Below are 14,542 nucleotides of genomic sequence, written 5' to 3'. Positions count from 1 at the left end.
AACTAAGATTGTATCAACAATATATTAATTATTTATTAATGATTTCTTTTAACCCAACGTTTAAACAATCTATGAGTTAAAACTTCATCTTGTATATCTTTCTGGTTTATAATATTCTCAACTAGAAGATTTGCTAAATAAGGAGATAAAACAAATCCCCTACCCCCAACACCGTTTATTACATATAAATCATCTTTTGTTATTAACATATTATTTTTAATATGTGAACCATTTTTTAAATGGGGATATTTTTCTATAGTTTTTTCTGAGTCTATTATTTTTCCAAGCATTGGGAAGTAATCAAGACTAGATGCTCTTGCACCAACTTTTAAACTTTTAACTTCAATATCTTCAAGTTTTAATATATCACTTGCTTTTTCTAATAACTCTTTTGTATCATTTTCACATCTTTCAAGACTATAGTTATGGGATGTTAATTTATTTATATTAACACCTTTAATGCAAAGATTACAATCTTTTACACTACACTCAAGTCTATGATGGGTAGCCCCAATTGAAACAATATTTTTCTTTTTTTCTTCATCATATTTAGAAAAAGATATAGAACATGCTTTATGGTAGTTTTTTAAAACTTCTGTAGAGGTAAATACATCAATTTTTTGTCCCCAAACTGCTCTTATGTTAAAATACTCTTCTTCAATTAATTCAATATCTGCACCAGTTGTTAAAATAACTTTTTTCCCTTTTAACTTCCCATTTAGAAGCCAAAAGTCTTCATCTTTTTTTAATCTATAAACTTCAAAATCTAAAAGTTTTTCAACGTCTTTGACTAGGAGTTCACAGATTTTCTGAGAATTTACATGGGACCCAATATCAAAAAAATAGCCCTCACCCTCTTCTTTAAAAGGAAAATCCATATAAGGGATATAACTTTTGAATTTTTCCCTATCCTCTTCATTTTTAGGGATTCTAACAACTCCGCAGTTATTTATCTCTTCAGGGAAGTTTTCTTTATAAAAAGAAATAGAAAATTTTAATGCATTAGTTACTAAATTTTTAAATTTATTAGGTTTTCCAAGAAGTGGAGATAAAAAAGCTCCAGCTGCACCACTTGCACAAAAGCCAACTTCTGGATTTTTATCTATTAGTAAAATAGAATCTGAATATTTAGATAAAAAATGAGCAACACTACATCCTGCAATACCAGCTCCAATAATAATAAAATCGTACTCTTTAGACATTTTTATGAATCTCTTCTAAGATTTGAAAGTTTGGTCGCCAATAACCTCTTCCTCCTCTTAAACTAAAACATTTATGGTTTGGAAGTTTTTTTCTATAAAAATTCAATCTTTCTTTTGTAGTTTTTCCAGTATCACAATAAAAAACAAAAATAGTTTTTTCATCCATTAAGACCATTTCATATGGATTATAAGTTATGGTTTCAATATTATTTGATAGAGGTTTTAATATAGTATCTACTAGTACTATCTTATAGCCTTGTTTTTCTAATTCAATAGCATTTTTAAGTAACTCTTCTTGAGTCCATTCATCTTTTTCAAACATAATCATATGATTACTAAAAAGGGTTTAAAAAGTGTTAAAGTATAAATTTTAGTTTAGCTATTAAGACTCAACTATGCTAGTTAAAATTTTTAACTTGATTGACAGAGACTCAAGTTTATGCTATAATATCTATTATAATTAAATAAATTTTGTGTTCTATATTGTAAAAGGATAAAAGAAGTCTTATTTGAATAAGTCCTTTTTAATTGGAACAATTAAAAGGTTAAAAAATGGCAAAAAGTTTATATGAAACATTAGAAATCAATGATAATGCATCTGCTGATGAAATAAAAAAAGCATATAGAAAATTAGCAAGAAAATACCATCCTGATGTAAACAAAGATAAAGATGCAGAAGAAAAGTTTAAAGAGATAAATGCTGCATATGAGGTCTTAAGTGACAAAGAAAAGAAACAACAATATGACCAATATGGTGATTCAATGTTTGGTGGTCAAAACTTCCATGATTTTGCTAGAGGTCAAGGACAAAATGTTGATTTAGATGATATTTTAAGACAAATGTTTGGTGGAGGTTCAGGATTTGGTTCTTCAGGCTTTTCACAAAGTGGATTTAGTGGGTTTGGAGGTTTTGGAGACTCAGGCTACGCCGAACCAAACTTAGATACGCAAGCACAAATTACAATTCCATTTGATGTATCCATCCTAGGTGGGAAACAACATATTTCATTAAATAATGACTCCTTTGATATTAAGATACCAGAAGGTATTAAAAATGGACAAAAAATAAGGGCAAAAGGAAAAGGAAAGTCACATAATGGACAAAGGGGTGATTTAATTATAAAAATAAATGTCGCATCAAGTCCAGATTATGAAAGAGATGAAAGTACATTAACTAAATCATTTGACTTGCCACTAAAAACAGCATTATTTGGTGGAAAAATTTTAATAAAAACTATCCATAAAGATATTACACTTAAAGTTCCACAAAACACTAAACAAAACCAAAAGTTTAGAGTAAAAGAACTTGGAGTATTAGATAGAGTTGCTGGTTCAAAAGGTGACTTATATTTAAAAGCAAATATTGTTTTACCTAAACTTGAAGATTTAGATGAAGAATTGGTAAAATCACTGGAAGAGAAATTACCAGAAACAGTTTAAGGAATATATATCATGGATAACAATGCTTACAATGAACCCGTATATTTAATCTCTGCTGTGGCTGAAATTTTGAGTATTCATCCACAAACTTTAAGGCAATATGAAAGAGAGGGCTTAATTAAGCCCTCAAGAACTAATGGAAAAATTAGATTATATTCCCAAAAAGATATTGATCATATTAGATATGTATTAACTCTAACAAGAGAGTTAGGAATCAACCTTGCAGGAGTAGACCTAATACTTCAATTAAATCAAAAAATAGAATCTTTAGAAATTGAAGTTAAAAATTATAAAAGCAAATTAAAAGATGTGAATAAATTTGGTATTGTTCCAAATTCAAAAGCTTTAGTTATTAAAAAAAGTTCTTATGATGTTGTGATTTTTGAAGAATAAAGAGTAAAGTTTAATTTACTCTTTATTTATTTGAAATTGTACTTTATAATCCCTCATTAATGGTGGAATATCTAAATAGTTTTCATTGTTAGCACTATTTTGTTTAGATGCATTTTCTTCAGAAGTTTCTGGAACACTTGTTTCATAGGGAGAATCATTTTTAGATTCAAAACCAGTTGCTACAATAGTAATTTTAACTTCATCTGGTTCTAAAGTATTATCAGATGTTGTACCAAAGATAATCTCAGCATTTGAATCAATTGTTTCATGAATTCTTGACATTACATCATTAATTGCAAATAAAGATACTTGAGGATGAGTATTAAAATGGATTAAAATACCCTTAGCTCCACCAAGTGAAACTTTATCAAGTAGAGGTGAATCAATAGCATCCTCTAAAGCTCTTTGAGCAGCTTGGTCACCTTTGGCTTTTCCTATACCCATTAAAGCCATACCTTTATGTTGCATAATTGTTTGAACATCAGCAAAGTCGGTATTAATATCAGAATTTCCTGGATTTAAGATAACCTCTGTCATACCATTTACAGCTTGGTATAAAATATTATCAATGATTTTAAAGGCATCTTTCATACCAACATTTTCATCAATAATCTCTAAAAGTCTATCATTAGGTACAACAATAATAGAATCAGATACTTTTTTAATCTCTTCTAATCCAAGATTTGCAAGCCCTGCTCTTTTTTTACCTTCCCAAGTAAATGGTTTAGTTACAACAGAAACAGTAAGTGCACCAATATCTTTGGCTGCTTTTGCAATAATAGCTGCAGCACCTGTACCAGTTCCACCACCAAGACCAGCTGCAATAAATACAATATCAGCACCTTTTAAAGACTCTTTGATATCTTCATAACTTTCAACTGCAGAATCTCGCCCAATTTCTGGTTTCATTCCCGCACCAAGACCTTTGGTAAGCTTCAATCCCAATTGAATCTTTTTAGGAGCTTTTGATATTCTAAGAACTTGCAAGTCAGTATTAGCTGCAATTAAATCAATTTTATGAGTTCCTTCATTAATCATGTGGTTGATCATATTACAACCACCTCCACCAACTCCAATTACAGAGATTTTCGCTATATTTTCAGATAAGGTTTTGTTAGGCATTTCCACTTTGATATCATCCACTCCAAATAAATTTTTATTATCCATTAGAACCACTCCGTAATAGCATTCCAAATTTTGTTGACACCTTTACTCTTATCTTTTTTGTTAAGAGTAGGTAATCTTCCAGAATCTTCTAATTTTGGGTCCTCTTTTTTAATATTCTTTTTTGCCATTTCAGGCTTAGCAGGCGTACTTAAATCTAATCCACTTAAGTCTTGACTCTCAATTTTTACTGTTGATAAATCATCTGTTTTTCTTTTTTTAATTAATGCTTTATTTGAGTCTAATTCAAAATTTCTATTTGGGTCAAGAGAATATAAGAGTAATCCAACTATCGTTGACATTTTTTGATCTTCAAAACTCATATATCCATTTTTGATATTTACTGGATTTGAAACTTTTACTGGTAAATTATCAAAAATCAATGTTGCTAATTCTTGAATTCCTTCAAGTTTACTCATTCCCCCAGTAATTACAAGTCCTGTTCCTAAAGTTTCATAGATACCGCTTTTTTTAAGATCATTTTTTATTAGTGTTAAAATCTCTTCAACCCTAGCATGAATAATTGTTTGAACATGTTCTAAAGAAACTTCTGAAGAGGTTTTTTCATCACCAATTCTTGGAGTTCTTATTTTTTTGTTTTGAATCTCTTCTAAACTTCTTAATAAGTTTCCATATTCAGTTTTTATCTTTTCAGCTGCTACAGGTGGGGTGTGAAGCATAACAGAAAGGTCATTTGTTATATGGTTTGAACCAACAGGTAAAAAACCATTATAAATTAAAGAAGAACCTTTATAGCAAACATACTGGGTTGTAGTTGCACCTATGTTTATAACCGTTGCTCCAAAATTTCTTTGTTGCTCATCAAGAACAGAAATAGCTGAAGCATATGGGTCTAAAACAAAGTTAGTAACTGAAAGGTTTGCCATTTTCATAGCTGATTTAATATTTGTTAAAGCTGTTTTTTTAGCTGTTACAACAAATACTGCAACTTCAAGTCTTGAACCATTCATATTTAAAGGGTTTTCAACATCAGCTGAATCATCTATTTTAAAGAAGATTGGTATAACATGAATGACATCATATTCTGGGATTATTGTTGCATTGTATAATGCCATTTGTAAAACTTGATTTATCTCATTTTCAGTGATAAGTCCATTTGGAATATTTACACTTCCTGAACTTCTAATACATTTTGTGTATGCACCTGATATTGAGACAACAGTAGACTCAACTGGCTCTGTAGTATTTTTTTGTGCTATTGAAACAGCTTCTCTTATAGAGTTAGAGGCATCCTCAATATTTGAGATTACCCCTTTATTAATTCCATCACTCCTAGAAGATCCTGTTCCTAAAATATTTATTTTATAATCTAAATTATTCTTTGCAATAACAGCAGTTATATAAGAAGACCCTATATCTATTGCTAAGAGAGTTTTATTCAAAATTACTCCTCGAATGTTACAGAAGATTGTACTTCATATCTATTTTTTAAATTTTTAACTAAACTATTCATTAGTTCTTGGTTATAAAGATTATTCATTGTAGTCTTAACAGCTTCATCTTTTGAAGCATCGTAAGAAGCCAATTTAGAACTATTAATTTTATAAATTACAACTTTCTCACCAAGTGAAATTGTACCTTGCTTCTGCGTAGTTGAAAATAATTGGTTTAAAAAAGTTAATGCTTCGTCTTTTGCAAGACCATCAATTTTATCAACTGAATCCCTTGAAACTAAACCAATATCTTTACCATCAAAATTTTCTAAAGATTTTTTTGCAAGTTCTTCAAGCTCTTTTGCTCTTTGAACAGCTTCAAAATCAACAACAACTTTAGCTCTTGCATCTTCAAAAGATAAAGTTTTAGGTGGGATTCTATTTGTTATTTTTACAATGATGTATTTTTCATCAACCAAGAAAGGTTTTAATAAGTCTCCTGGTATTGCATCTAGAACCTCTTTATTATTTTCAGTACCAAAATTTAAAGCGATCTCATCAATTGTGTTTTTAGATGTTAAATTAACTTCACCTTTTTTAATTGCTAAGTATTTTTTTAAAGCTTCTTTTTTTGTTTCTTTTAAATCTAGGGCTTTTACAATATCATCTTTTGCTTCATCCAATGATTTAATCTTTCCATCTTCTTTTTTCAAATCAGTTTTATTCATGTTGTAGTATTCTGTAATCTCTTGTTCAGAATAAGAACCAGGGATTAAAGAAACTTCATCATAGTCATAAGAGATTGCACTTTGTGATTTATAATTATCTTTATTCTCTTCCCAGTATTTTTTTAGTTCTTCTTCATTGATTATTACATTAACATCATTTGAACTTAAGATTTTAATTGAAATGTCATCTTGAGAAAAAAGTAATTTATTTAAATTTTCCAATTCTTCTTTATTTGCTTTAACAGTAAAGATTTTTTGAACTTTTTGTAAAAGTAAATCTCTTTTTACATTTGCTTCAAACTCAGTTGGATTTGTTCTATTTTGATTTAAAACACCGATATAAACATCTTTATTAAATTTACCATCTTTTATAAATGCTGGTATTTTTACTAATTCCTTTGCAACTTCTTCATCTGTAACATCTAATCCAATTTCATCTGCAAAAGAAAGAATAAGATTTTTTTGAATCGCCATATCGTAAGCTGCTTGTTTTAATTTTAATTGATCAGCCATCTCTTGGTTAAACTGTTGTCCAAAAATTCTTGCATATTGATCATACAGTGATGAATATTCCCTTTGGTATTCACTAACTGTTACCTCTCTATCACCTACAACTGCAACTGCTCCACTCTTTGAACCATAGTCATAAGACCCCCATCCTACAAAACCGGCTCCAACAAAAGCTATAGTACTTATCCAAATTGTTATAACAAGCCATTTTTTGTGTCTCTGCATCCAAGAAATCATAAAATATTATCCTCTTAAAAATTTTGGATATGATACTCAAAGAATGCTTTTAAATAGGTAAATTAATTATTCTTATGTTTAATTTTATTTTGAAAGTAAATCGTTGATTACAGATTCTCTTTTTGTTGTTTCAATTCTTTTGCAAGCGCTTTTAAAAGCATCCTCTTCACCAACAATAAAACACATCTTTTTAGCCCTAGTAATTGCAGTATAAAGAAGCTTTGTATTATGCATGATATAATGGGAAAAGCTCATTGGGATTAAAGCATTCTCGTACTCCATTCCTTGGGTTTTATGGATTGTTAAACAATATGCCAAAGACAAAAGATTAGTTAACACATCAAAATCATAAAACACTACCATATCATCATTTGGGTATAAAACAATTACATTATTTTCTTCAAAATCAAGTTTTATAATTAGACCTAATTGCCCATTGAAAACCCTTTTTTCTAAAAACTCACTTGAACCTGATTTGTACATTTTCATAGTTTGAGCTTTCATATTTTCATTCTTAATATGAATGACTTTATCGGTCATTCTAAACTCATAAAGATTTGTCTTATAACCTTTTCCTTTTGTATGATTAAATAATGTCTGTAATTGCATATTTAGGTTCTCTACCCCTAAAATTCCAGCTTTCATTGGAGTAATCACTTGAAAGAGAATCAATGCTTTAGAGATATCCTTTTTCTTTATAAATTCATAAAAACCTTCAATATAATGACTTGAAATATTTAAAATAGAATTTAAAATATTTTCACTTATATTTGCCCTTACGTTTGAAAACTCATTTTGTGTGCTTGTATTTTTTACTGCATAATAGTTGTTTATTGATACATTAACGAATTTAAAATCTTGATAATCTTTTTCATATTCTGGGATATTACCTTCTCTAATATCATTGGCTATTACTGCAATTGCTTGGTCATGGCTTTGTCTATATATTTTTGTAAGTTTGCATATTGGTGCTAGTTCATGTTTTATTGCATCAGCTAAAATATTCCCTGCTCCAATAGCAGGAAGCTGTCCATCATCGCCAACAACTATAAAAATTGTATCATCAGATATTTTTTTTATAAGATTATAAAACATAACAGAGTTTACCATTGAAGCTTCATCGAGCAAGATAACCTTATGGGGGAAAAACTCTTTATCTTCATGTTTTACAAAAAGAGATTGAATAGTACTACTGTTATATCCTGTTGTATCAGAAATTCGCTGTGATGCAATTCCACTTAACGCAATAGTAATAATATCATCATATGTAACTATCTCTTCAAGTAATTCTAAAACTGCCCTACTAGAAGTTGACTTACCTGTTCCCGCATAACCAATTAAAAATAATGTTTTATTCCCATTATTGATTATTTCAACTGCTTTTTTTTGCTCGCTACTTAATTCAAACCCTAATGTCTTTTGTTTTTTTTCAAGATACTCATCAAAACTTGATATTATTTTTCTATTTAAATCGTTTTTTCTTCTTTCAAAGAAATCTAATATTCTTCTTTCTGCATTGTAAAGCATTGAAGGGGATAATCTATTCTCATTTGTTTGAAATAGTTGTTCCTCAACAAGCATCTTTGTAATTACATTTTCATATAAAATATCTTCATTATTAAAATGTAAAGATTCATCTAAAAGTTTATAAAGATGGGATTTGTCTATTGAAGAGTTTCCATTGTTATCACAAAATTCTCTTAATGTAAAGTTTATACATGCATTTATTCTAAAATCACTTTTTGGGTCAATTCCCAAAGACTTTGCTATCTCATCAGCTCTTTTAAACCCAATTCCTTTTATTTGTATTAATAAATATGGGTTTTCTTCTATTCTTTCAATTAAATTATCAACTTCACTAAAATGAGCATAGATTTTATTAATAAGATTTGAAGTAACCCCAAACTTTGATAAAAATTTACCAAGTTCTCTTAGGTGTTTAAATTTTTGCCATGAGCTTACTATCTTATCTAACTTTTTTTCTTTGATACCTTTAAATTTCAAAAGTTCACTTGGATTTTCATTTAAAATCTCAACTAATTTATCTTCAGAGTATTTTTCAAGTAGTTCGTGAGCAAACTTTTTCCCAACTCCTTTTACAATCTTAGTTAAAAAGAAAAACATCTCTGCTTCTTTTAATTCTAAAGTTTGAAATTCAAATTGAACACCATATTTTTTGTGAGTTGTCCAATCACCTTTCAGTAAAATCTCTTCCCCTACTAATTTTTCTAAATCAGTATCAAAGTAAGTTCCACAAATTTTTTGATTGTTTTCAAGTACAGCAATTACATATTTGGTTTCTGCATTTTGATAAAGAACTCTTTTTATTACGCCTGATAGATTAAAAAGTTTTTCATTTTCTTGAATATCTTCAGACATTAATATCCATCATCAAATTTACTTTTCTTATGTTTATCTTTTTTATAAGAACTTTTATTTTTCTCTTTTTGTAAAAGGTTTGCATCTTTTAAAAGGGTGTCCCTTTCATCTTCAAAACTATCGCTTGAGTTTTCTATATAATTTAGTGTTTTATTAATAAAAGCTATTAAAGATCTTAAATAGTTTGAATCTAAAGGTACAGATTTAATTTTTTTTAAATCCTCATAGTTTTTTAATGTTCTTTCTTTAAAAAGTTCTTTATCGAAGTTTTCTAGTTTAAGTAAAGAGATAGTTCTAGTGAAAAACTTCTCTAAAACTCTAATATATCGTATTCTTAATTGTTTTTCGTGCATATTAGAAACTACAAACTAGGTAAAATATCATTAAGACTTTCAAGTCCTAACTCTTCTAAGTTTAAATGGATTTGTCCCATTTTTTTTGATTTTTCATTAATAATTATTGGGGAAAAGATATTCATAGAAGACTCTGACACTTGTGTTTGTAGAACAAAGATATAGAAAATAGAAATATCTTCTATAGATTCAATTTCAAGTTTGGTTTTAAAATCATCAGGAAGTTCAAAAGCTAAAGATTTTAAGGCACCAAAACTCATCAGCCTAAGAGTTATACCAGTATCATTACCTTTGACTACAGAAAAAAAGTCATCAAGCTTGGTTAACTCAAATTCTGTTTCATCTTTACAACCATCAATTGGAATTACAACTTCATAACTCATTTACTTCCTTTTTATGTTGAGAGATTCTACAAAAAATATAATTTGAAGTCAATTAATAATCGATTTATTGTAATAATCATTTAGTTGATTATGGTATACTTTGAGTATGATAGTTTCAAATAACAATAATCTTTTGAATATTTTACTACCAAATGATAACAAAGTGTTAAAAGAAGCATTAAAAAATGCTGATGCACAAACTTTACAAAAATTTCAAAATGGAACTGCTACAGTTGGAGATGTTTTAAAAAATCTCTTTGAAAATTTGAAAACTTCAAATCAAAGTCAAGGAAGTATTGAAAACTTTTTAAAAGACACAAATGTTTTTAAGATGGAGCAAAACTTTTCAAAATCAATAGAACAAGTATTATCTCAACTAAAAACAAACCCTTCTTTAGATAAATTTACAAATCAAATAGAAACACTTTTAAAGAATATTACAAATCTAGATGAAAACTCTTTAAAGCAAATGATTGATAAATCAGGTGTCTTTTTAGAATCAAAAATTGCAAATCAAATCAATACTCAGAGTAGTAATCAAGGGAGTTTACCTAAAAATATATCTGAGTTATTAACACAAATAAAAACACTTATAAAAGATATTCCAAATTTAGAAGCAAAAAATATCACTAATCTAATTGATAAGATAATACAAACAAACTCAAATCAAACAATAAGTCCTTATAATTTACAAAGTGAGCTTAAAACTTTAGTTTCAAATTTACAAAATCTATTGTCAAATATCTCTTCAAAAGAGATTACAAGGTTAAGTAATCTAACACAAAAACTTGAGAATTTATCTTCACAAGCTCAGCTTGTAGAATCAAAAATTGCAAATTCTAATACTCAGCCTGAAAATAATTTACTAAACAATAAAGAGATAATAAACACCAAAACTTTAGAGACTTTATTAACTTTAAAACAAGAAATAACAAATATAAAAGGTATAGATACAAAGCCATTAAACCAACTAATTGACAAATTGTTAAATTTACAAAATCTTTTTACAAAAATCGATTTGCCTAATTTAAATCAAACTGGCTTTCAGAGCAATTTTGCTACAAATTTAGATTCTCTTTTAACAAATCTGAAAACATCTATACAAAACCTTTCTTCAAGTAGTGAGAACCCAATTCTACATCAAAACATAAATAAAACAATACAAAAACTTGAAACTATAATAAACAATTTAATTCAGAACCCAAATAGTTTATTACCAAAGGAGTCAAATCCTATACAAAGTGATATGAAAGCTTTACTTTTACAGGTTCAAGCTGAATTAATATCTAAGGGTGACTCCAACTCCCAAGAGACTATAAAACAAATCGATAGACTTGTTACTCAAATTGAATATCATCAATTACAATCAATAGTTTCTAATTCAAACAATGTATATATCCCTTTTTTATGGGATATGTTAGATGAAGGTTCAATCTCAATGAAAAAAATTGATGAGGAAAAATTTTATTGTGAAATCAATTTGTCACTAAAAGAATTTGGAGAAACAAATCTTCTTTTAGCTTTATATGATAAAAACAAATTAGATTTAACAATATATGCTTCTAAGAATAGTTTTAAAGAGGCTTTACAAGAAGCACTACCAAAATTGAGAAGTTCATTAAATTCTGTTGACTTAATACCTGTAAATATTAAAATTGTAAATATAAAAAAAGAGGACACAAAAGAACAAAAACAGATGAACCAATTCAACCAGAATAATGATTTTACAAATCCTAGTTTTGGTGTTGATATAAGGGTCTAAAATGGAAAAGAATAAGCTTAAAAAAGCTGTTGCTTTAGGTTATGATATAGATGTTGATAATGCACCAAAAGTATTAGCAAAAGGAACAGGAGAATTAGCAAAGAACATTATAAAAGTGGCCCAAGATAATGAAATACCAATAAAAAAAGATGAAGATCTAATTGAACTTTTATCCGCACTTGATATAGATAAAGAGATTCCAGGTTCTATGTATAAAGCTGTTTCTGAAATTTTTTCATTTATATATGATTTAACTAGCCTTGAACGGAAAAAAAGAGAATTTGAACAAAAAGAATATTGATTTAGATATAAGTTCATTTATAATATAATCCACAAAAAACAAAGACATATCTGATAATGAGACTCAACAATCTTGATAATCCTTTTTTTATTGTATTACTTGCTATTGCAATAGTAATAATAAATACAATATCATCAATAATATTTTTCCCTATTTTAACCTTGGGAATTTTATTTATGGCCTTTTTTGTATGTCTTAAAAAAAGATATTATTATTCACTTACTGTTGTGATTCTTGCCTTAACTTTTATTGAGTTAAACAATGGATTTAAACCATTATCTTTATTTTTACTTGCTACTTTTATATATGTTTTTTTAGTACCAAATATTAATAGAGTTTTCACTTTTAGTAGTTTAAATAGTTATATTTATATGACAGTATTTTATTTAGGTGTTACAATAGTTTGGTCAATTGACCATCAAATAACACTTTATTTTACAGCAATTATAATAGTTAATCTTATAATTGATTTTATTTTATTTGGAGTTTTGATTTGAAAAATAGAGTTAATATTGCCATGATTTTAATTTTTATTGTATTGTTAACTTTATTATCTAGAGTTTATTTTTTAAGTATTAAATCAAATACTTATTATGAAGAACTTTCAAAAAGAAATTATATTAAAAAAATTTATGAAGTACCAAATAGAGGTATTATAAAAGATAGAAATGGCGTACCTCTTGCTATGAATAAAATTGGTTTTTCAATAAATATAAAACCCCATTTAAGATCTTATAAAAATAAATATAAACTAGATCAACTTGTAACTTTGATAAATAAACACTTACCTCAATATAAAAAAGAGAAACTTTATAAAGAGTATAGAAAGCTAGATTCAAACTATAAACACGATTTTGTAAAAGTGATTGAGTTTATACCTTATGATGATTTTTTTGATAAATATACAATTTTTAATTCAAATGATGATATTAAAATTAAACCTGAAGTTAAAAGAGTATACCCATATGGCAAAAATGGTTCTCATATAATTGGTTATGTTGGAAAAGCCACTAAAAGAGATATAGAAAATAATGCATTTTCAAAATATAGTGGAATTATTGGTAAAAATGGTTTAGAAAAATACTACAACAATAAACTTCAAGGAAAACTTGGTGAAAAAAGTATTAAAGTAAATGCTTTAAATAAAGAAATTGAAGTTTTAAATGAAATTGAACCCACATCAAATAATGACCTTCATACGTCAATTGATATTGAATTACAAAAATACATCCAAGAGATTTTTAAAGGTAAAAGTGGTGCAGTAATTGTAATGGACTCAAACAATGGAGAGGTTTTAGCAGCAGGTTCTTATCCAGAATTTGATAATAATATATTTGTAGATGGAATCTCAGTAAAAGATTGGGAAGCTATGAGAAATGACTTTAACCACCCTTTCACAAACAAACTTGTAAATGGTAAATATCCTCCTGGTTCTGTTATCAAAATGGGTATTGCACTTTCATTTTTAGAAAATGGTTTAAAACCTGATTTCGAAGTTTATTGTAATGGTTTCATAAAAATTGGTCGAAGAAAATTTAGATGTTGGAAAACAACTGGACATGGAAGAGTTGGTTTTACAAAAGCTATTAGAGAAAGTTGTGATGACTTTTTTTATAAAGGGAGTCTTGAAATTGGTATAAATAAAATATCAAAAACTCTAAGGAAATATGGAATTGGTGAAGAAACAGGAATCGAACTTACTAACGAATTTTATGCAACTAATCCAAATAAAGAATGGAAACAACATAGATTTAAACAACCTTGGTATATAGGTGATACTATTAATGCCTCTATTGGGCAAGGGTATATGTCTGTAACACCAATGCAAATTGCAAGATATACTGCCTTTTTAGCATCTGGCAAACTCCCAAAACCCCATTTTTCAAAGGATAATTTTGAAAAGCCAAAAGAGATTAAGTTTAACCCAGCTCATATGAAAATTATTAGAAAAGGTATGTATCAGGTTGTTAACCATAAAAAAGGTACAGCATCAAATTATATAAACTCTAAAGTAACAATTGCAGCAAAAACTGGTACCGCTCAAGTTGTTACAATACCACAAGAAGAAAAAGTAAGAATGAAAGAGAGTGAATTGAAGTATTACCACAGATCACACGCTTGGCTTACAACCTATGGACCATACAAAAACCCTCAATATGTAGTAACAGTTTTAGTTGAACATGGTGGGCATGGTGGTAGTGCAGCTGGTGATGTAGTTAGTAAAATTTATGACAAACTACTTGAAATGGGATATATAAAGAGTAAATAACATATTAATCATATTTTAGCTAATATA

General features: G+C 28.0%; 14 protein-coding genes. 6 read left to right on the top strand and 8 right to left on the bottom strand.

The annotated features are described in order from the left end of the window. Window positions 1-35: 35 nt before the first annotated feature. Both AC2TY9_RS10615 and AC2TY9_RS10610 read right to left on the bottom strand, forming a co-directional pair. Window positions 36-1,202, bottom strand: coding sequence for an NAD(P)/FAD-dependent oxidoreductase (locus tag AC2TY9_RS10615; RefSeq protein WP_489777429.1), 1,167 nt, complete (start codon window positions 1,200-1,202; stop codon window positions 36-38). After that, the gene (locus AC2TY9_RS10610; protein WP_489780430.1) at window positions 1,195-1,524 is read right to left on the bottom strand and encodes a hypothetical protein; all 330 of its coding nucleotides are present in this window, start codon (window positions 1,522-1,524) and stop codon (window positions 1,195-1,197) included. The genes AC2TY9_RS10615 and AC2TY9_RS10610 overlap by 8 nt, the downstream gene beginning before the upstream one ends. Window positions 1,525-1,754: 230 nt before the next feature. Between AC2TY9_RS10610 and AC2TY9_RS10605 the strand changes: the two genes are divergently transcribed. Both AC2TY9_RS10605 and AC2TY9_RS10600 read left to right on the top strand, forming a co-directional pair. Beyond that, on the top strand, window positions 1,755-2,642 hold the full coding sequence (locus AC2TY9_RS10605; RefSeq protein ID WP_489777428.1) for a DnaJ C-terminal domain-containing protein: 888 nt from the start codon (window positions 1,755-1,757) through the stop codon (window positions 2,640-2,642). A 12-nt stretch (window positions 2,643-2,654) separates the two neighbouring features. Then, complete coding sequence (locus AC2TY9_RS10600; protein ID WP_489777427.1) at window positions 2,655-3,035, top strand: heat shock protein transcriptional repressor HspR; 381 nt, start codon at window positions 2,655-2,657, stop codon at window positions 3,033-3,035. A 15-nt stretch (window positions 3,036-3,050) separates the two neighbouring features. Here AC2TY9_RS10600 and ftsZ read toward each other — a convergent pair whose 3' ends face one another. The 6 genes from ftsZ to fliW form a co-directional block, all read right to left on the bottom strand. Continuing rightward, window positions 3,051-4,202, bottom strand: coding sequence for a cell division protein FtsZ (gene ftsZ, locus AC2TY9_RS10595; RefSeq protein ID WP_489777426.1), 1,152 nt, complete (start codon window positions 4,200-4,202; stop codon window positions 3,051-3,053). Next, window positions 4,202-5,602, bottom strand: coding sequence for a cell division protein FtsA (gene ftsA, locus AC2TY9_RS10590; RefSeq protein WP_489777425.1), 1,401 nt, complete (start codon window positions 5,600-5,602; stop codon window positions 4,202-4,204). Before ftsA ends, ftsZ begins: the two co-directional genes overlap by 1 nt. A gap of 2 nt (window positions 5,603-5,604) precedes the next feature. Next, window positions 5,605-7,068, bottom strand: a complete 1,464-nt coding sequence (locus AC2TY9_RS10585) for a peptidylprolyl isomerase (RefSeq protein ID WP_489777424.1) — start codon at window positions 7,066-7,068, stop codon at window positions 5,605-5,607. 84 nt (window positions 7,069-7,152) lie between these two features. Continuing rightward, on the bottom strand, window positions 7,153-9,447 hold the full coding sequence (locus AC2TY9_RS10580) for an AAA family ATPase (protein WP_489777423.1): 2,295 nt from the start codon (window positions 9,445-9,447) through the stop codon (window positions 7,153-7,155). Then, window positions 9,447-9,800 (bottom strand): hypothetical protein, encoded by a 354-nt coding sequence (locus tag AC2TY9_RS10575; RefSeq protein ID WP_489777422.1) that lies wholly within the window; start codon window positions 9,798-9,800, stop codon window positions 9,447-9,449. Before AC2TY9_RS10575 ends, AC2TY9_RS10580 begins: the two co-directional genes overlap by 1 nt. A gap of 8 nt (window positions 9,801-9,808) precedes the next feature. Continuing rightward, window positions 9,809-10,183 carry a flagellar assembly protein FliW gene (fliW, locus tag AC2TY9_RS10570; RefSeq protein WP_489777421.1) on the bottom strand — a complete coding sequence of 125 codons (375 nt, stop codon included), beginning with the start codon at window positions 10,181-10,183 and terminating at the stop codon, window positions 9,809-9,811. 106 nt (window positions 10,184-10,289) lie between these two features. On the opposite strand from fliW, the gene AC2TY9_RS10565 reads away from it, so the two are divergent. Genes AC2TY9_RS10565 through mrdA form a run of 4 tightly spaced genes read left to right on the top strand, consistent with a single transcriptional unit; the run spans window position 10,290 to window position 14,515 of the window. Then, the gene (locus AC2TY9_RS10565) at window positions 10,290-11,945 is read left to right on the top strand and encodes a flagellar hook-length control protein FliK (RefSeq protein ID WP_489780429.1); all 1,656 of its coding nucleotides are present in this window, start codon (window positions 10,290-10,292) and stop codon (window positions 11,943-11,945) included. Between the two features lies 1 nt (window position 11,946). After that, the gene (locus AC2TY9_RS10560; protein WP_489777420.1) at window positions 11,947-12,246 is read left to right on the top strand and encodes an EscU/YscU/HrcU family type III secretion system export apparatus switch protein; all 300 of its coding nucleotides are present in this window, start codon (window positions 11,947-11,949) and stop codon (window positions 12,244-12,246) included. Between the two features lie 56 nt (window positions 12,247-12,302). Then, window positions 12,303-12,743, top strand: a complete 441-nt coding sequence (locus AC2TY9_RS10555; protein WP_489777419.1) for a hypothetical protein — start codon at window positions 12,303-12,305, stop codon at window positions 12,741-12,743. Continuing rightward, on the top strand, window positions 12,740-14,515 hold the full coding sequence (mrdA, locus tag AC2TY9_RS10550; RefSeq protein ID WP_489777418.1) for a penicillin-binding protein 2: 1,776 nt from the start codon (window positions 12,740-12,742) through the stop codon (window positions 14,513-14,515). Before AC2TY9_RS10555 ends, mrdA begins: the two co-directional genes overlap by 4 nt. The last annotated feature ends 27 nt before the right edge of the window (window positions 14,516-14,542 follow it).

It is taken from the genome of Arcobacter sp. ISO1 (genome assembly GCF_058105185.1).
This window is presented reverse-complemented; position numbering and strand designations above follow the sequence as displayed.